The organism is Streptomyces sp. NBC_00080, assembly GCF_045041255.1.
Taxonomy (GTDB): Bacteria; Actinomycetota; Actinomycetes; order Streptomycetales; family Streptomycetaceae; genus Streptomyces; species Streptomyces coriariae.
This window is the reverse complement of sequence record NZ_CP108235.1, coordinates 4,615,324-4,633,098: the sequence shown is the minus strand read 5'-3', so window position 1 is coordinate 4,633,098 and position 17,775 is coordinate 4,615,324. Positions and strand designations below refer to the sequence as shown.

The 17,775-nt window shown below is 73.3% G+C and carries 16 protein-coding genes; 7 read left to right on the top strand and 9 right to left on the bottom strand.

Going from position 1 to position 17,775, the window contains the following annotated elements:
- The first annotated feature begins 196 nt into the window (after positions 1-196).
- The 4 genes from OHU34_RS20700 to OHU34_RS20685 all read left to right on the top strand — a co-directional run bounded on the left by OHU34_RS20700 (position 197) and on the right by OHU34_RS20685 (position 5,415).
- Positions 197-1,936 carry a lysyl oxidase family protein gene (locus OHU34_RS20700; protein ID WP_235034534.1) on the top strand — a complete coding sequence of 580 codons (1,740 nt, stop codon included), beginning with the start codon at positions 197-199 and terminating at the stop codon, positions 1,934-1,936.
- Between the two features lie 374 nt (positions 1,937-2,310).
- Positions 2,311-3,624 carry an LCP family protein gene (locus tag OHU34_RS20695; protein WP_230195204.1) on the top strand — a complete coding sequence of 438 codons (1,314 nt, stop codon included), beginning with the start codon at positions 2,311-2,313 and terminating at the stop codon, positions 3,622-3,624.
- Between the two features lie 468 nt (positions 3,625-4,092).
- The gene (locus OHU34_RS20690; RefSeq protein ID WP_142265272.1) at positions 4,093-4,461 is read left to right on the top strand and encodes a DoxX family protein; all 369 of its coding nucleotides are present in this window, start codon (positions 4,093-4,095) and stop codon (positions 4,459-4,461) included.
- A 30-nt stretch (positions 4,462-4,491) separates the two neighbouring features.
- Positions 4,492-5,415, top strand: a complete 924-nt coding sequence (locus OHU34_RS20685) for an RNA polymerase sigma-70 factor (RefSeq protein WP_142265273.1) — start codon at positions 4,492-4,494, stop codon at positions 5,413-5,415.
- Positions 5,416-5,448: 33 nt separating this feature from the next.
- Here the strand turns inward: OHU34_RS20685 and OHU34_RS20680 are convergent, their stop codons facing one another.
- Together OHU34_RS20680 and OHU34_RS20675 are read right to left on the bottom strand one after the other, a co-directional pair.
- Positions 5,449-6,045: a hypothetical protein gene (locus tag OHU34_RS20680; RefSeq protein WP_405767734.1), complete on the bottom strand. Its 597-nt coding sequence runs from the start codon at positions 6,043-6,045 to the stop codon at positions 5,449-5,451.
- 190 nt (positions 6,046-6,235) lie between these two features.
- Positions 6,236-7,396 carry an NADase-type glycan-binding domain-containing protein gene (locus OHU34_RS20675; RefSeq protein WP_142267960.1) on the bottom strand — a complete coding sequence of 387 codons (1,161 nt, stop codon included), beginning with the start codon at positions 7,394-7,396 and terminating at the stop codon, positions 6,236-6,238.
- Here OHU34_RS20675 and OHU34_RS20670 point away from each other — a divergent pair.
- On the top strand, positions 7,386-7,682 hold the full coding sequence (locus tag OHU34_RS20670) for a hypothetical protein (protein ID WP_308285911.1): 297 nt from the start codon (positions 7,386-7,388) through the stop codon (positions 7,680-7,682). The genes OHU34_RS20675 and OHU34_RS20670 overlap by 11 nt on opposite strands.
- Positions 7,683-8,121: 439 nt before the next feature.
- Here OHU34_RS20670 and OHU34_RS20665 read toward each other — a convergent pair whose 3' ends face one another.
- From OHU34_RS20665 to OHU34_RS20635, 7 genes are all read right to left on the bottom strand, one after another.
- Positions 8,122-8,679: a phage tail protein gene (locus OHU34_RS20665; protein ID WP_142265274.1), complete on the bottom strand. Its 558-nt coding sequence runs from the start codon at positions 8,677-8,679 to the stop codon at positions 8,122-8,124.
- Between the two features lie 31 nt (positions 8,680-8,710).
- Positions 8,711-10,669: a putative baseplate assembly protein gene (locus tag OHU34_RS20660; protein WP_020132880.1), complete on the bottom strand. Its 1,959-nt coding sequence runs from the start codon at positions 10,667-10,669 to the stop codon at positions 8,711-8,713.
- A complete protein-coding gene (locus OHU34_RS20655) occupies positions 10,669-11,112 on the bottom strand; it encodes a GPW/gp25 family protein (RefSeq protein ID WP_020132881.1) in 444 nt (147 codons plus the stop codon). Before OHU34_RS20655 ends, OHU34_RS20660 begins: the two co-directional genes overlap by 1 nt.
- Positions 11,113-11,161: 49 nt before the next feature.
- A complete protein-coding gene (locus tag OHU34_RS20650; protein ID WP_142265275.1) occupies positions 11,162-13,063 on the bottom strand; it encodes a VgrG-related protein in 1,902 nt (633 codons plus the stop codon).
- Positions 13,063-13,788 carry a LysM peptidoglycan-binding domain-containing protein gene (locus tag OHU34_RS20645; protein WP_054241994.1) on the bottom strand — a complete coding sequence of 242 codons (726 nt, stop codon included), beginning with the start codon at positions 13,786-13,788 and terminating at the stop codon, positions 13,063-13,065. Before OHU34_RS20645 ends, OHU34_RS20650 begins: the two co-directional genes overlap by 1 nt.
- 64 nt (positions 13,789-13,852) lie before the next feature.
- Complete coding sequence (locus OHU34_RS20640) at positions 13,853-14,278, bottom strand: phage tail protein (RefSeq protein ID WP_020132884.1); 426 nt, start codon at positions 14,276-14,278, stop codon at positions 13,853-13,855.
- Between the two features lie 63 nt (positions 14,279-14,341).
- Positions 14,342-15,748, bottom strand: a complete 1,407-nt coding sequence (locus OHU34_RS20635; RefSeq protein WP_405767730.1) for a hypothetical protein — start codon at positions 15,746-15,748, stop codon at positions 14,342-14,344.
- 178 nt (positions 15,749-15,926) lie between these two features.
- Between OHU34_RS20635 and OHU34_RS20630 the strand changes: the two genes are divergently transcribed.
- Together OHU34_RS20630 and OHU34_RS20625 are read left to right on the top strand one after the other, a co-directional pair.
- Positions 15,927-16,901, top strand: coding sequence for a hypothetical protein (locus tag OHU34_RS20630; RefSeq protein ID WP_405767727.1), 975 nt, complete (start codon positions 15,927-15,929; stop codon positions 16,899-16,901).
- A 105-nt stretch (positions 16,902-17,006) separates the two neighbouring features.
- Complete coding sequence (locus tag OHU34_RS20625; RefSeq protein ID WP_160159989.1) at positions 17,007-17,171, top strand: hypothetical protein; 165 nt, start codon at positions 17,007-17,009, stop codon at positions 17,169-17,171.
- The last annotated feature ends 604 nt before the right edge of the window (positions 17,172-17,775 follow it).

Sequence of the window (17,775 nt, the reverse complement as noted above, 5' to 3'; positions counted from 1 at the left end):
CGGCGCCGGGCTGCGGGTTTCCCCTGGGTTCCTTCATTGGTTCGCCGCAACAGGCAACCCAGGCATGCTATTTGGGGCTCTCACAGGGTGCTCACAGTTCCGGCCGGGGCGCGTGGGGTGCGTCTGCAGTGCCGGTCGGGGTCGTGGGCTGTCCAGTCCGATGCCACTGACCATGGCACTCGCAGACGAGGAACCGATGACCAGATCGCAAGACCGTAAGGGCCTCAAGCGGGCGGCGTTCGCCGCCGGGGCCGCGCTCACCGTCGTGGCCGCCGTCGCCGGGTCCGCTCCCGGTGCCGGGGCCGCGCCCGCGAGCCCGGCCGGGACGCCGAAGCTCAAGCTCGTCGCCGCGTCGAAGGCCGTGACCGCCGACCGGTACGAGGGGAACTCCGGGGTCTACCTCGACCTCGGCACGTACGTCACCGTCGACAACGCTCCGCTGGAGCTGAAGGTGACCCGTAAGTCGTACAAGGACCCGATCGTCGCCCAGCAGATCCTGCGCAACGGGTCGAAGGTGACGACGAAGACGCTGCCCGCCGGGCTCGTCAAGGACTTCAGCGGCCTTCCGGACTTCCTGGAGGTCTCCATCAAGAACGCGGCCGGGGTGGAGGTGCAGAAGAGCAAGAGCAACTTCTGCCTCAACAACGCCTCCGGACGGCTGCGTCCGGACGCCCCGGCCACCTCGCACTATCCGGAGAGCTGCTCCACCAACCCCTTCACGCTCGGCTCGGTCTGGGGTGTGGAGAAGGGCTGGGCGGCCAACACCTCCGCCTTCGACTACGACAGGCCGGTCGACCTGGCCGCGGGTGAGTACACCGTCAAGGTCGGGGTGGCGAAGAAGTACCGCGACCTGTTCGGCATCCCCGACGACCGGCCGACCATCGCGCTGACCGTCCGGGAGATCAGCGACGGCGGGGAAGGCCAAGCAGGAGGGGGCGGCGGGGCCGGCCTCACCGCCCACAGCGCCACCACCGGTGGCGGCCATGGCGCGTCGCACGACATGGCGGGCATGGAAGGCATGAAGGGCATGGAAGGCATGGCCGGCATGGGGGGCGGTCATCACTACGGGCCCCGTGGCGCCGACGCCCCCACGCCCTCCGCGCTCTCGCACGCCCTGGAGGCCCGCGGTCTCGCCCACCACCTGGGCGACGGCTCCGGTCACACCGACGGCTCCCGGGTCGCGCCCGCGCTGAAGTCCGCCACCAAGCGGCCCACCGGGCGCGCCGGCGTACCGGCCAACGTGCCCAAGCCGGACCTGCGTTCGCTGCCGGCCTGGGACATCGCGGTCACCGACGGCGAGGACGGCGACGTGGCCGGCAAGGACTACCTCGCCTTCAGCGCCAACGTCTGGAATGCCGGCCCCGCTCCGCTCGTCGTGGACGGCTTCCGCAAGCCGGGCGCGGACCTGATGGACTCGTACCAGTACTTCTACGACGCCAAGGGCAAGCAGGTCGGCTACGCCCCGGCCGGGACCATGGAGTGGGACCCGCGCATCGGCCACGAGCACTGGCACTTCACCGACTTCGCCAGCTACCGGCTGCTCGCCGCCGACCAGAAGGAGATCGTCAAGAGCGGCAAGGAGGCGTTCTGTCTCGCCAACACCGACGCCATCGACTACACGGTGAAGAACGCCAACTGGCACCCGTACAACACCGATCTGTCGACCGCCTGCGGTCAGCAGAACTCGATCTCCGTGCGGGAGGTCCTCGACGTCGGCTCCGGTGACACGTACACCCAGTACCGTCCCGGCCAGTCCTTCGACATCACCGGCCTGCCGAACGGCACCTACTACATCCAGGTCATCGCCAACCCGGCCAACCGCCTGCAGGAGACCGACACCAAGAACAACGTCTCCCTGCGCAAGGTCGTCCTGGGCGGCACCGACGGCGCCCGCACGGTCTCGGTCCCGCCGGTCGACCTGATCAACGCGCCGTAGCCGTACGTCTCCTGACCGACCGGACCGCCGTACGTCCATCCGTCCGTCCGTCGGTCTCCGACGCCCCCGCGGTGATGCACCGCGGGGGCAACCCTTGGGTGGCTCTGTGAGTCTCCTGAGTCATCTGTGCTTTTCAGACGTATTCCTGCACGCGTGTAGGGTTCCGACGTTCGGCGGTGACCAGCGCCGACGATCCGAGCACGGTGTACGGGGTGAAGACAGCCGAGGCGGAGGAGCGAGCGCCGGTGAGCGGGACGAGGAGGCGTGGGCGTACTCCGGTGGAGGCGGCCGGCCGCGGCAGCAGGAGCAGGACGGGCGGGCCCGGTGGCGGGACGGGTGGGCCCGGCAGGACGCGGCTGACGAGGCGGGGGCGGATCCTCGCGTGGGGCGCGGGCGTCACGTCCGTCGTCGTCCTCGCGGTGGGCGGGGTCGGGGCCTGGGTCTACAACGACCTCAACAACAACATCAACTCCGCCGACGTGGACGACAAGCTGGGCGAGAACCGGCCCGAGAACCTCAGCCCCGGCTCGAAGAACATCATGATCGTCGGATCCGACAGCCGCGACGGCGCCAACGCCAAGTACGGCAAGGACCTGACCACCATGCAGTCCGACACGTTGATGGTGCTGCACATCCCGGCCGACCGTAAGTGGGCCTCGGTCGTGTCCTTCCCCCGCGACTCCTGGGTGCAGATACCCAGTTGCGAGAAGGGGGACGGCAGCTCGTCCTCCCCGCACCACTACAAGATCAACGAGGCGTTCGCGCTCGGCGGCAGCAACGGCAAGGTCGGCGAGGCCGCCGCGTGCAGCATCAAGACCGTCGAGGCCAACACCGGTCTGCGCATCGACCACTTCATGTCGGTCGACTTCTCCGGCTTCAAGGGCATGGTCGACGCGCTGGAGGGCATCGAGGTCTGCCCGAAGCAGGCCATCCACGACAAGAAGTCCCGGCTGGACATGGAGGCCGGCTGCCAGACCGTCAAGGGCGAGCAGGCGCTCGGCTATGTCCGGGTCCGCTACAGCGTGGGCGACGGGTCCGACATCGGACGCATCGGACGCCAGCAGGAGTTCATGGACGCGCTGGCCAAGAAGGCCAAGTCCAAGCTCACGAGCCCCGACGCCATGTACGGCTTCCTCCAGTCGATCACCAAGTCGCTCACCACCGACCCCGACATGGCGGGCATCAAGCCGCTGTACGGGCTCGCCGACGAGCTCAAGGGGATACCGAGCGACCGGCTGAGCTTCCTCACCGTGCCCAACTACGGGCGGGAGGCCGACCAGCCCACCGACAAGGCCAACGTGGTCTGGCAGTACCCGCAGGCCGCCGACCTGTTCACCTCCCTGGCCAAGGACAAGGAGGTCACCAAGCCGCAGTTGGAGGCGGCGAAGAAGAACGTGGTGTACGCCTCCAGCGTGCGGGTCCAGGTGCTCAACGGCACCGGGGTCTCCGGACGCGCCGCCGCCGTCGCGGAGAAGCTGAAGGACGCCGGATACACCGTCACCGGCACGGGCAACGCCCCCAGGACGGTGGCCAGGACGACCGTCACCTATCCGACCGGCCTCGACAGCCAGGCCGCCGTCCTCGCCTCCCGGCTGCCCGGCCGGACGGCCACCGCCGACGCGTCGGCCACCCCGGGTGTCGTCACCCTGGTCGTCGGACCCGAGTTGAAGGTCGGCGACGTCGCCTGACGGGGCGTCCGGCCTGACGATGTACATGGTCAAGAGCACCCCGGAGATGGGGTAAGCTTGATCTTGAGCCGGTCACCGGAAAGAAAAACGGTGAACGAACTCGTGCGTTGGTCGTCTAAGGAAAGACGCCCCGCTTCCTGCGGGGAAATGCAGGTGCAAGGCCTGCCCGGCGCTCCATGCGGAACGAGTCCCATCCCGTGTCAGACGGGGTGGGACTCGTTCGTTTTCCACGTGCCCAGGGGCAGTTCGGTGACGACCTCGAAGCCCCCGCCGGGCCGATGCCCCGTACGGACCCGCCCACCCGCCGAGCGGGCCCGCTCCCGCATGCCGATGAGGCCGTAGCCGCCGCCCGTGGAGGCGGGGACCTTAGGCCTTCGTGGCGTTCGCCGGGGGGCGGATGTCACAGGTGGAGGCCGCTGTCTCGTCTTACGGGGTGCAGGGAGAGCAAGCCTCGATCAAGGAGTGACGATGGACCTCGCGCTGTGGATCGTCGCCGGACTGCTGGCCGCAGTGGCCCTGGCCGGTGGCGTCACCAAGACGTTCGTGCCCAAGGAGACGCTGGCCGCCGCCCACGGTGGGGGATGGACCGCCGACGTCGGCGTCGCCTTCGTCAAGACGCTCGGTGTCCTGGAACTGCTGGCCGCGGCAGGCCTGATCCTGCCCGCCGCGCTCGGTGTCGCGCCGATTCTGGTCCCGGTGACCGCCGTCTGCTGGATCTTGTTGATGGTGGGCGCGATGATGACCCACGGCCGCCTGGGCGAGTCCAAGTTGGTGATGCTCAACCTGGTCTATCTCGCCTGCGCGGCATTCGTCGCGTGGGGCCGCTTCGGCCTCTGACCGCGTGGGTGATGACACGGAGGAGCCGGGATGGGCAGGACCGAGGAGTTCCAGGAGCTGCGGCCGCTGCTGTTCTCGATCGCCTACCGGATCCTCGGCAGCGTCGGTGAGGCCGAGGACGCCGTCCAGGAGACCTGGCTGCGCTTCGAGGCCTCCCCGACCGAGCCCAGGTCGGCCGAGGCCTTCCTCTCGGCCGTGGTGACCAGGCTCTCGATCGACGTGCTGCGCTCGGCCCGTGTCCGGCGGGAGGAGTACGTCGGGCACTGGCTCCCCGAGCCGCTGCTCAGCGACCCCTACGAGGATCCGGCGCGGTCGGCGGAGCTGGCGGACTCGGTGTCGGTGGCGGCCCTGCTGCTGCTGGAGCGGCTCAGCCCGCTCGAACGGGCGGTCTTCGTGCTGCGCGAGGTGTTCGCGTTCGGATTCCCCGAGGTCGCGGCGGCCGTGGGGCGTTCGGAGGCGGCGTGCCGCCAGCTCGCGGTGCGGGCCCGGCGCCACATGGCCGAGGGCCGGCCCCGCTTCGCGGCGGACCGCAGGGAGCGGGAGGAACTGGCGTCCGGCTTCTTCGACGCCCTCCGCGAAGGCGACGTCGCCGGCCTCCAGAAGCTGCTCGCCGCCGACGTGGCGATGGTCGGCGACGGCGGCGGCAAGGCCCCGCAGCCGGCCAGGGCCGTCATCGGCGCCGAGAACGTGGCCCGGGTGCTCGCCACCGCGTCCGTCCTGGTGGCGCGGATCGACGTGACCTTCGAGCCGCACGAGATCAACGGCGAGCCCGGCGCGATCTTCCGCGACCGGGACGGCCGGGTGCTCCACACCTTGGCGCTGGACGTCGTCCAGGGGCGGATCCAGGCGGTCCGGCTGGTGATCAACCCGGACAAGCTCGGCCACCTGGGCCCGGTGGCGGACGCGTGGGCCCTGGACCGCGAAGCGAGGCAGGCGCGCCGGCCTGCGCGGTGAGGGCGTGGCCCCGGCCCCGGCCCCGGGCCTCGGTCAGCTCGGGCTGACTGCCGCCGTGAGCCCGCCGGTGGTGACCGGCGTCCGCCGGGGGCGGGGGACGGTCGTCGCCTTGGTCGGCAGGTTCGTGTCGGCCGTCTTCGCCGTCTTCGCCGTGCTCGCCGTCTTCGGCATGTTCGGCGTGTGCACCGAGCCGGTCGTCTTCGCCGTCTCTTGGCCGCTGCCTGTCGCGAAGACGAACAGGCGCAGGATCACGAAGCGGCCTGTGCCGGCGAGGCCCGAGGCCGAGAGGTAGACGAGCTGCTCGGTGAGCATGCCGGGGGTGGGCTGGATCGCGTGGAGGGCGAACACGGCCACGGAGGTCGCCGCGTAGGCGGCCGCCGCCGAACCCGCCGACTGCCAGTGCCGGCGCAGGCCCGCGCGGCGGCCGGTGCGAAAGGTGTAGCGGGCGTGGAGCTCGGTGCACAGGACCGTCGAGGCGAGGGTGATCAGCGCGTTCGACAGGGTCCACGGCATCAGCACCGCCAGCAGCGGGACGGCCAGGCTGGAGAGGACTCCGGTGCCGCCGCCGAGGACCACGAAGCGGGCGAAGGAGGTCAGCGACTTCACGACGGTTCCTTCCACGGCGGGCAAGTGGCTTGCTTAACTCAGGCAACTATAAATAGCTTGCTTGACTTACGCAAGTACATCCCCAAGGGGAAGGGCCCTGGTCCGCCGGGAGACCTTCCTCCCGGTCGACCAGGGCCCTGAACCGCCAGATCGGACCGTCGAGCCGTCGAGCCGTCGAGCCGTCAGGCTGTCAGGCCGTCAGGCCGTTAGGCCGTCACGTCGAGTTGGCGCTCGACCGGCCGAAGAACTCGATCTCGGCTATCGACACCTGCTTGCTCCCGGACGCCATGTACGACGACTCGATCGTGAAGCGGACCTTGGTGACCTCGCCCACGCGGAAGGCGCGCCGCTGGCCCCCCGAGCTCTGGTCCAGGGTGATCTCCCGGGTCGTCGTCTTGCCGTCCTTCAGGGTGATCGTCGCCTTGATGCGGTGCGGGAGGGCCGACTGGTTGAGCTGGTCGGGGCGGACCGACGTGCCCGAGGTGATGATCAGGTCCAGCAGGCGGGTCGGCTCGTCGAAGCGGGCCTCGATCCACTCGCCCTCGCCCGACTGCGAGACACCGGGACCCCACCAGCTGTTGTTGATCTTGTCGAAGGCCAGCTCCGGCTTGTGCCCCGGGTAGGAGCGCGAGGCCGCGAACGAGTCCGGGGCGACCGGCGCGCGCTTGGCGAAGTGGTCGCGGGTGGCCTGGATCGCCTCCGGCGTGTTCATCGCCGCGATGATCACGAGGGTGAGGACGACCGCCGCCACCACCCAGCTGAGGATGCGGTCGAACGTACGGCGCAGGCGCGGACGGTCGCCGGCCCAGGGGGACGCGCCGTTGCGGTTGAACAGGCGGCGCCACCAGGGGAGGCGGATCGAGGAGCGGTCCTCCAGCGTCATGGGCATCGCGCAGCGGACGCAGAAGTGCCGGTCGGGGTTGTTGGGGGTGGCGCACCAGGGGCACGCGACGCCGTACGGCTCGCCCTGGACGGGTCCGGGCGCGCGTACCTGTGGCCGGTCCGCGACCGGCCTGCCCGGCAGCACCGGGGCCACGGACGGGGGCGCGGCGGGGCGGGGTTCCGCGTCGGCGACGGGGACCAGGAGGGAGCGGGCGCGGGCGGCCATCGTGTCGCCGAGGGCGGGAGCGGGCGCGGCCGCCGGTACGGGTGTGGTGGGGGCGGTCTGGTCGGGGGCGTGGGCGTGTGCTTGCGCGGAAGCCGGTGCTGCGCCTGACGGAGCGGCGGTGCCGTCCTCCGGCGGGATGACCGGCAGGGGAGTTTCCGTGGTGTCCTCGTCGTCCGGGTCGTGGTCGTCGTCGGCGGCCGGGGCGGCGGCCTGGGTCGAAGGCTCGGGTGTGGCGTGGGGCGAGGTGGGAGCCGACGTGTTCGCCACCGTCGTACCGGGGACGGCGCCGGAGGCGGGTGCCGCAGCGGGAGCGGTGGTGGCGGAGGCGGAAGCCGTACGGGAGACCGCACCGGCCTCCGGCCCCGCGGCGCCCGACGGCGCCCGCGTGCCCTCCGTGGGGCGGTATCCGGCCCCGGAGCCGCCGCTCAGGGCCCCGGAGTCGGCCCCGGCCGCCGCCCCCGCCCCGTACGCCGAGCCCGAGACGGGTCCGGAGACCGGCCCGGACCCGTACGTGGAACCGGAAGCCGTCCCGGACCGGGGCCCGGAACCGTGAGCGGACGCCGTCCCGGAACCGGAGGCAGCCCCGGACCCGTAGGGCGCCCCTGTCCCCGCCCCTGTCCCCGCCCCTGCTTCGTCACCCGTCGCGGCCCCGGCACCGGCACCTGTTCCGGAGGCCGAGCCCGAGCCCGAGTGCGCGCCCGAGTTCGAGCCCGAGCCCGAGTGCGCGCCCGAGTTCGAGCCCGTCCCGGCAGCGAAGCCCGTCCCGGGTCCGGAAGCCGACCCGGATCCGGTGCCGGGGTTCGGCCCCGAGCCCGTCCCGGACCCCGGGTCCGAGCCCGTCCCGGACCCCGACCCGGACCCGGCGGTCGACCCGGTGCCCGCGCCGGTGCGGGCCGGGGGGCGGTCCGTCCAGCTCAGTACGGCGCCGCAGGCGTCGCAGAACGACTGGCCGGGCTCGGCCCGCGTGCCGCACTCGGCGCAGTTCTGGGTGGTCATCTCTCCGGGGTCCTTTCGGCGGCGGTCACCTTGACCGTGTACGGCATGTGGGCGGGGCGGGCGGCGGCCACGAGGGTGTCCAGGCGGTGCTCGTCCGCCGGGCCGGGGTCGGGCAGCCGGATCGTGACGTGCAGGTGCGGCCGGGGTTGGCCGGGGACCGGCCCGAGCGGCCGGGCGCTCCACTCGGCGCCGCCGCTCTCGGAGATCTCCGGCTCCACGCCGAAGGCCAGCCGGACCGTCTCCGACAGGCCGCGCCGGGTGCCGCGCACCCGGTGCAGGTAGGCGGCCGCCGCGACCGCGGCCCGCAGCCTCGGTTCCGGTTCCGTGCCGTCGGTCTCCGCGCCGACCCAACTCGCCAGCCAGCGGGTGAAGTCGACCGGGGCCAGGGCCGGGTCGAAGTAGGCGGGCAGGCAGTCGAGGACGTTGAGGATGGGGGCCATCACCTCGTCCAGGCCCCCGACGAAGCGCTGTGCCAGGTCGTCGTCGGCGAAGACGGCCGGCAGCATCGCGCCGATCGGCACGGAGGAGCCGAGTCCGTCCACCGAGCCCCTCAACGTCCCCTTACCTTCCGTGAGTTCGCGCCGCTCATGCGCCGTCCCCGATCACTCGCACCCGGTGGTCGTAGGAGAACACCAGGGCCGGGGCGGCCAGGTCGATGCGGTCGGTGGCCTCGCCGCGCTTGCCCGTCAGCGGGTCGGCGGGGTGCAGCATGACCTGGTCGACCAGCTCCACTCCCGGGACGCGTTGGAGGACGGCGAAGACCTCGCCCGACTGCACCGGCCGGCCGAAGGGCCAGCCCTTGCCGTCCGCGCCGCCGATCAGCGGGTCGAGGTGGCGGTAGAGGGCGTCGTGGGCCTGTCGGCGGACGCGGTCCGTGTCGACACCCCGGAAGGCGTGCACCGTCGCCACCACCGTCACGCCCTGGTAGTAGGGCGGGCCGACGGCCAGCCTGGTGCCGATCAGGCGGCGCTCGTCGAGGTGGCGGGTGATGCGGTCCAGCAGGGAGTCGCCGGGCACCAGTTGCTCGAAGCGGAGGCGGCCGCCGGGGTCCGGTACGGCCTGCGGGACCACCAGCACCCGTACCGCGTAGGAGCCGTGCTCGTCGGGCTGACCCTCCAGGCAGGTGATGCGGGCGGTCTCGGGGGCGGCGCGGCGGGCGAGTTCCTCGTAGTCGCGCAGGGTCACGGCCCGCTCCTGGGCGCGCAGGGTGATCGGCGCGCGGAGTTTCGCCTCCTCCACCGTCTCGCCGTCGACTCCGCCGCGCGCGGCCTCCCGGTTGACGACCTCCGAGACGTACGGGACGGAGGTGCGGAGCACCTGGACCGCGCCCCGGGCCACGTTGCCCGCGCGGCCGCCGCCCGTGCGGTAGCGGCGGGCCCGGATGACCGAGCCCTTGGGGGCGACGGCGCCGTACTGGCGGAGTTTGCCGTCGGGTTCGCGGACGGACGGACCGAAGGCGATCTCGCCGGTGGCCGCGTCGAGGGTGACATGGCGGTCGTCGGGGCCGGAGGCGGCGAAGTGCGGGACGACCTGCCAGTCGGACCAGCCCTCGTGCTGGGCGGTCTGGAGCAGGAGCGGCGGGTCGTCGCCGACGACGGGCGCGTGCGCGAGGGCGACGTGCTGGCCGGGGAGGCCCGTGGACTCGCCGAGGGCCTCGTCGTAGACGGTCTCGGCGTGCACGGCGGGCGCGGTGCCGCCGACCGTGAACACCTCGGCGGACCGCACGGTGGGGGAGGTCGTGTAGAAGGGCTGGCCGGGGAGGGGCTCGGTGACGCGGCAGCGCAGCCAGCCGGCCTCCTGGCCGCCGGAGCGGGACAGGACGTGGCCGCCGGTGATGTGCAGGACGACCTCGCCGGGGCGGTTGAGGCCGCCGGTGCCGTCGCGGTCGATCTCGCACTCCTGCCAGCCGTCCTCGGTCCACGCCTCCCAGACCAGCGGGGGCTGGCGCGGGTCGACGCCGACGCCGTCGACGCGGCTGTCGAGTTCCAGGACCACCGCGCAGTGCGGGACGGCCGCGCTCAGACCGAACAGCATGCAGTCGCCGGGCTGCGGTGCCTCGGCGAAGCAGAGCAGGTCCTTGCCCTCGGTGAGGTCGGTGGTCCGGTCGGTGACCGGCTCGCCCCGGTGCTGCACGACGAGGTGGTTCAACTGGCTCGGTACGACGGTGAGTTCCCGTTCGGTCGCGAAGACGACGGCTTCCTCGCTCTCCGTGCGGACCGTCGCCACCTCGGTGCCCACCGGCAGCAGGACCGGCTCGTCCTGCGGCGCGGACAGCCAGAAGGTGACCTCCGTGCGGGCGGCGGACGGCGGGAAGAGGCGGATGCCGACCAGGTCCAGGAAGGCGAGGTGGTTCTTGTCGGGGACGCGGTTGAGGCGGTAGACGATCTGGTCGGCCATGTGGGCGACCGTCTCGACGAGCGTCACGCCCGGGTCGGAGACGTTGTGGTCGGTCCACTCCGGTGCGCGCTGCTGGATGTAGCGCTTGGCGTCGTCGACGAACTGCTGGAAGCGGCGGTCGTCCAGGTTCGGGGAGGGCAGGGCCATCAGCGGTCGCTTTCGGAAGCCGTACCGGACGGACCGGGGAGACCCGGCTCGTCATGGGACGGAATGACGTAGAAGGGGAAGACGAGACTGCGCGGATTGTTGGTGCCGCGGATCGCGTACTGGACGTCGATGAAGAGCACGCCCTGCTCGGCGCCGGCCGTGACCTCGACGTCGGTGACCTCGATGCGTGGCTCCCAGCGGTCCAGGCTGGTGTACACCTCGTGCTGGATACGCCCGGCCGTCGCCTCGTTGACCGGGGCGAAGACCAGGTCGTGGATGGCGCAGCCGTACTCCGGGCGCATGGGGCGTTCGCCCGGCGCGGTGGCGAGGATCAGCCGGATGGCCTCCTCGATCTCGCGCTCCCCGCTGACCAGGGCGATGCCCCCGGTGGGGCCGATGCGGAGCGGGAACGCCCAGCCCGATCCGACGAATTGCTCGGCCATCAGAGGGCCACCTGCCTTTTCCTGATTCTCACGGCGTGCCGTCCGCGTGTCACGGCAGCGGGTACGGCTTGGCGTTGACCATGACCATGCCCTGGAGCATGAGCGTGGCGGCCCGGATGCCCACGTTGGCGGTGGAGTTGATCTGGACGGTGGCGCCCGCGCTGAACGTGGCGGCGCCGCCCGACTTGAGGTTGAGCAGGCCCGCCGCGTCCACCGACACCATGCCCGTCATCGACCTGATGTTGATCAGGTTGCCCCTCAGGGTGATGGAGCCGCCGCTTCGGATGGCGATGTTGCGGCCCGCGGTGAGGGTGAGGTCGGTGCCCGCCTTGACGGTCACCGAGCGGCTGCCCGTGATGCTGACGGTGCCCTTGCTGTCCACGGTGATCTCGGTCTGCGCCCGGTCCAGGTTGATGACGAGTTTGTCGTCGCCGCTGGTCAGCCGCACGCCCTGCTTGCCGCCGGTCCGCTGGCTGAGCAGGTCCACCCGGTTGCCCTCGCGGTCGGACAGGGTGTGCCGGGAGGCCCGCTGCCGGGCGCCGTCGTGCAGGGGCACGTCCTTGACGGGGGTCGGCTTGTCCTTGCCGTTGTACAGGCCGCCGATGACGTAGGGGTGGTCCAGGGCGCCCCGGTCGAAGCCGACCAGCACCTCGTCGCCGACGTCGAGGGGGAAGATCGAGCCGCCACGCTTGCCGCCCCACTGCACCACGCGCGTCCAGTCGCTGACGTAGGCGTCGTCGAGCCAGGGGAACTGGAGCTTGACGCGGCCCTGCTTGAGCGGGTCGCTGACGTCGGTGACCAGGGCGTTGGCGGTGCCGGGGAGGTTCAGGCCGTTGGAGGCGTTGCCGCCGCCGGAGGCGAGTCCGTACAGGGACCGCCACTGCCGTCCGCTGACCGTCACCCAGGCCTCGTAGTGCTTGCCGTCGCCGAAGACGTGCCGTACGGAGGTGGCGGTGTACTTGCCCTCGAAGGGAGCGCCGACGTCGGCGAGGGTGACGGGCAGCCCGGGGCGGAGCTTCGGGGTGCCGCGCGCGATGACCTCCAGCTCGGCGAAGGATCCGGTGACGTCGTCGGCGAGGGCCTCGGCGGCGAACTTCACCTCCGACTGCCGGTCGTACGGCGTCTGCGCGTCCACCAGCTTGGCCGGCTTGAACTTGGCGGCGGCCTCACCGGGGGTCGTGCCGATGCTGATGCCGGGGTTGGTCCTGGCGGGCGCGGTCGCGGTGAGCTTCTTCTTGGTCGTCACGTCCCACCCGCGCGCCTCGACGGTCGCGACCTGCTCGGCGGCCGTGACGGCGGCCCGCAGCCGGAGGATGTCGGTGCCGGCCTCCAGGACGAACGGGCTCTTGTCACCGGGGGTGGAGGTGGCCGGGGCGCCGGACGCCGGGTCGGGCTTGACGAACTGGAACTTGCCCTTGGCGTCCACCGACATGACCATCTCGTTCTCGTCGGCCAGCCGGGCGAGGAAGTCCCAGTCGGTGACGTTGGCCTGGCTGATGAACTCGTAGACGGTCTTGGTGGACTGGATCTTCCCGACCGGGACGCCGTCCTGGGCGGCCAGCTTGCGGGCGATGTCGGAGGCGCTCTGGTTGCGGTAGGCGGCGACGCGGCGCTGGCGCATCAGACGGTGGCCGAAGTCGTAGCCGCGGATGACGGTGAAGGTGCCGGTGCCGTCGTAGTCGGCCTCCAGGCCGCACACCTCGCCGGTGAGGAGCGGGTCGGAGGCGCCCTTGCCGTCGGCGATCGGGGCGAGGACGACGGGGGTGCCGAACTTGACGCCCAGCTTGCCGAGGACCAGACGGCCGGGGTCGCGGAAGGTGAGCCGGAAGGCGGCCGGCACGCCGAGACCCTGGTCCACCCAGCCCTCGACGAGAAGCGGCGCGATGTCGACGGGCAGGGGAGCGCCACCGAGGGTGACCTGGATGACGCTGGAGAACGCGGACTGGACCACTAGTGGCGCACCTCCTCGGCGGAGGGCAGCACGAGCTCGATGCCGGTCGGCAGGCGGGACGGGTCGTCGATGCCGTTGACCTCGGCGATGGACCGCCACGCGGAGGCGTCGCCGTACTCGCGCCAGGCCAGCGACTGGAGGGAGTCACCGGCGACGACCCGGTGCACCCGCTGCGCGGTGAGGGCGCCGGAGGTCGGGTTCTGGCCCTTCGTCTTGCTGGGGATCTCGTTCAGGCGTACCTGGCAGGTGGCGCGGATCGGGACGCCGGTCGTGCCGAAGAGCGAGTACGTGACGTCGATGCTGCTGACGTAGGCGGTGAAGCGGGCCGTGGAGAACGAGCCCCACTGGAAGACCACCCACGGCGGCGAGGGCTGCTTGGCGGCGATGCTCTTGGTGGTGACCTCGCAGCACTCCAGCAGTGACTCGACCTTCTTCAGGACGGTGTTGCTGCCGGGCTGGTCCGAGGTGTCGAGGAAGATCTCGACGGTCATCTCGCGGGGCTCCGGGCCCATGAACTCCGGTACGGAGCCGTCCCGGACGGCCGCCGTGGGGGTGACCTTCCACTGGGCCCGGCGGCCGAGCTGGAGCTGTGCCGGGTTGAAGTCGAACCCGAAGGATTTGATCAGCCCGCCGGGGGTCGTGCTCGTGCCCACCGGCGGTTCGTGGATCGCGAGGGTGGCACGGACCAGGCTCTTGCCGGCGCCGCCTTTGCTTCCCTTGGCCATGGCTTGTACTCCCTGCCTCGTCCTGGTCCTGGTCCTGGTCCTGGTCCGGTTCTCGTCCCGGTCCTCAGTCCGTGAAGCCGTGGTGGGTGATCTCCAGGACCTCCGTGGCCACACCCGGGCTGTCCGGGCTGAGGGACGGCCCCTGCCAGCTGACCGGCAGCACGTCGATGAGCCCCCACCGGGCCACCTCCGAACCGTCCGCGCGCAGTGCCGCGATCTGCGCGGTCGGCCGCGTCACCCCCGTGGTGACCGACGAGATCCACTTGGCGACCTTGGTGGTGTCCGGGGTGAGCGGCCGGGTCAGCCGGATCGTGGAGAACGTGACCCGGGAGGGCAGCTGCCAGACGAAGCCGTTGTTGCCGCCCTCCTGGCGGTGCTCGATCTCCACCTGGGACGAGAGCCCCTCACACCCGTTGAAGAAGCCGAGGCTCTCGCCGTCGATGGTCAGGGTGAAGAAGATGGTGGAGCCCGGGTCGAGATCGGAGGGCATCGGGGCCTGGCCTTTCTGGGAGAGGGGGCGTCGGGAGCGGCGGGGCTTCGGGGTCGGTGGCGGTCAGTGGCGGGGGTCGCGGAGTCTGCCGATCCGTTCGCGGTCGAGCCGCAGTTCGGTGCGGAGCAGACGGGTGATGCGACCGGTCAGGCGGTGCGTCAGCTCGTCGAGCTGGAAGTCGGTGAGCGCGCGCGGATCGAAACCGGGATGCGTGTGAGCGTGAGCCGGATCCGCCGCACCCTGGTCGCCGCCGGGCGGGGGCCCGCCGGCGCCGCGGGGCGGCTTCGGCAGCGTGGGGGGCGGTGCGGCGTGGCGCCGCTGCACCACCGGGGCGGGCGGCGTGGGAGCCGCGGGCAGCGGCCGTGGGGCGGGGGTCGGGACCGGCAGGGGAACCGGCACCGGGACGGGCGCCGCCTGGGCCGGTGGTGCGAGGGGTGACGGCGGTGCGGCCGGGCGTACGGGGGCACCGCCCGCCGCTCCCGGAGCGGGCAGCGGCCGACGCTGAACGGCCGGAGCCGGCGAGTCGGTCGGAGTCGCGGGGGCCGCCCCCGGAGCGGGCATGGGCGTGAGGCCGGGGGTGGGGTAGGGACGCGCCACGGGCCCGCCCGCGGTCGCCCCGGGCGTGGTGCGGCGCAACGGTACGGGCGTCCTGGCCGCGTGGCGCTGCACGGGCGCCGGGGACACCGGGGGGACCGAGACCGGGGCCACCGGGGGCCTGCCGGTGAGGACGACGGGCGGTGCGGGGTGGTGCTGTCCGGTCGTCGTCGTGGGACGGACGGTACGGGGGAGGGCGCCGGTGGGGCCGGTGGCGGCGTCCTGGGGCAGCGGGGCCGGACGATGCGTCGGCGTGCCGGTGCTGTGGGCGGACGACGGTGTGGCCGGCGGGAGTCCGGGAGCGCCGGGCGACGCGGTGCTGCGCTGCACGACGGGGGGCGTGAACGAGGGCAGCGCCGAGGAGGTGCCGCCGGGACCGGTCGCCGCACGGGCGTCGCCCTGGCGTCCTTCGCCCTGGCGTCCGTCGCCCCGGGGCCCGATCGGGATGCCGCTCGGTGCCTTCAGCGGTGCTGCGTCCGCGGGCCGGGTGGAGAGGGGGGCGCCCAGCGCGGGGCGCGCTGACGTGGGCTGCGTGGGCTGCGTGGGCTGCGCGGCGGCGGTGACCGGTAGGGCGGCACGCTGCACGGGGGCGCCGAGAGGGGTGGAGCGTCGCAGCGGGGACAGCGGTTCGGTCCGCGCACCCGGGGCGCCGGTGCCGTGGGCGGACACGGCCACGGAGGGCGTGCCGACGGGGGCCGGAGCCGGGAGAGGCGTCGGCGAGGCCGCGGGCGGGCTGAGCGGCGTCGCCGGGCCCGGTCCGCCCGAGGGAGGGCTCGTGGGGGCGCCGAGGCCCGCGCGACGCCGGGGGGCGGGCGCACCGGAGGCGGCCCGCTGGACGCTCGTCGCGGACGGGGAGGCGGGCGCGCGCACGGACACAGGTGCGGGCGTGGTCGCGGAACCTGCGGCGGACGCCGGGGAGTTGGCGGCAGAACGCGCCGGAAGCGCCGGCCCGGTCTGCGCCGGCACCGAACCGCTCACGCCGCCCGGAGCCTGCGTGGCGGGTCGCGCGGGCGGGGTGACCGCAACGGGGGCCGATACGGCACGTTGCACGTCGGTGGCTGCCGTACGAGGGCCGGTGGGCGTGGGCGTGGGAGCGGGTGTGGTCGTCGGCCGGGACGGCGTCGAGGCCGGTGCCGGTGCCGTCGCGGCGCGTTGCACGCCGGGGGCCGATGCGCGGCCGGTGTCGCCGGAACCCGAGGTGGGACCGGGCACCGAGGCGGGGGGCGAGGCCGGTGCCGTCGCGGCGCGTTGCACGCTCGGGGTGGGCGTGCGGCCACCGTCGTGCGAGGTCGCGGTGGCGCGGGGCGCCGGGGCGGGGCCCGCACCGGAGGCCGCACTCGACCCGGGGCCGTGGCCGGGACCGGTGCGGGAGGTCGAGGTCGAGGTCGGTGCCGACGCGGCGCGTGGCAGGCCGGGCGGCGATGTGCGGCCCCCGTCACGCGAGGTCGCGGTGGGGCCCGAGGCCGAGCCCGGAGTCGCTGCCGCCCGCTGCACGCCGGGGGGTGCCGTACGACCACCGCCACCGGAGGCCGAGCCGGGCCGCACGGGCGAACCGGGGCCGCTGCTCGGGCCGGAGCCCGGCGCGGACCCGGATCCTCGCGCGGGACCTGAAGCGGCACCGGAGGTGGAAGCGGAGGTGGAAGCGGAGCTTGCAGCGGGGGCGGAGGCCGGGCCCGGGGATGACACCGAACCGGATCCGGGACCCGAACCGCGGGCGGCCGAAGCCCCGGTGGGGACATCGGCGGTGGGCGTGGAGCTCGCGTCGGTGGCGGCACGTCGGCTCACGGTGACCGGCGCGACCGTGCCGGAGGGCAGGGAGGCCTGGGCGGTCGGGGCGGTCGGGGCGGAGCGTGGAGGGGTCGCCGGGGAGGGACCCGGAGTGGACGTCGGCGACGGGCCACGTTCCGTTCCGCCCGGCCGAGGTGCGGCGGAGCCGCTGCCCGGGGAGCGCATGCCGGTGCCCCCGGGCGCCCCACCGGGGGAGGAGGACGGCGCCGTACGGGCCGGAACGGCACGCTGCACGCTGTGACCGGCGCTCGCCGAAGGGGACCCGGCGGAACCGGCCGACGGAGCGGCCGCCGCCCCCGGCGCACCTGAAGGGCCCGACGCACCCGCGGCACCCGAACCGGCCGACGTGGATGAGGACTTCGCCGATGGCGGCAGGGCCGAGCCGGGCCGCGCGGTGGGCGTGACGCCGCCCGCCGTCGACGGACCGGGGACAGCCGCACCGGTGCCGCCCGCGCCCGGTACCGCGCGCCGCACCCGCACCGGGGTTCCGCTGGGCGCCGAGCCCGTGTGACGGGGCACCGCCCGCTGGAGCCCGACGGGCGGGAGTGCAGCCGTACGGGGCTCCCCCGCACCGGAGTTGCTTCCCGCCGCCGGTGAACCCGGGTCGGCGGCGCCTCGCGGACCCGGGGCGGGTTCCTTGCCGCTCGCCGGGCTTCCGCCGTCGGTCTCCGCACCCCGCCCGGACGCCTGAGCCGATCCGCTGCCGCCGGACGAAGCCGGGGCAGGGGCAGGGGCCTGGGTCGGTGCCGGGGAGGTGGACGGGGACGCCGGTCGGGCGGGCAGGCTGCGCCGCTGTACGGGCGCAGACACGGACCTCGTCAACGGGGCCGGCCCCGTCGAGGGGACCGGGCTCGCAGGGGACACCCGGATGCCCCGCGCCGGGAAGGCGGCGGGAGCGGACGGCTCCGTCGGCCGTGACGGCACCACGGGCACCGTGGGGGCAGCCGGAGCCGCCGATCCGGACGGGCGCGGGGCCGCACCCGAAGCCGCAACCCCGTTGGCACTCGCCCCACTTGAAGCACCCGAAGCACCCGAAGCGCCCGAAGTGCTCGAAGCACCCGCCCCACCCGGCCCGGCCGTCGGGCCCGGACCGGCCGAGGCCGGGCGGGGAGCGA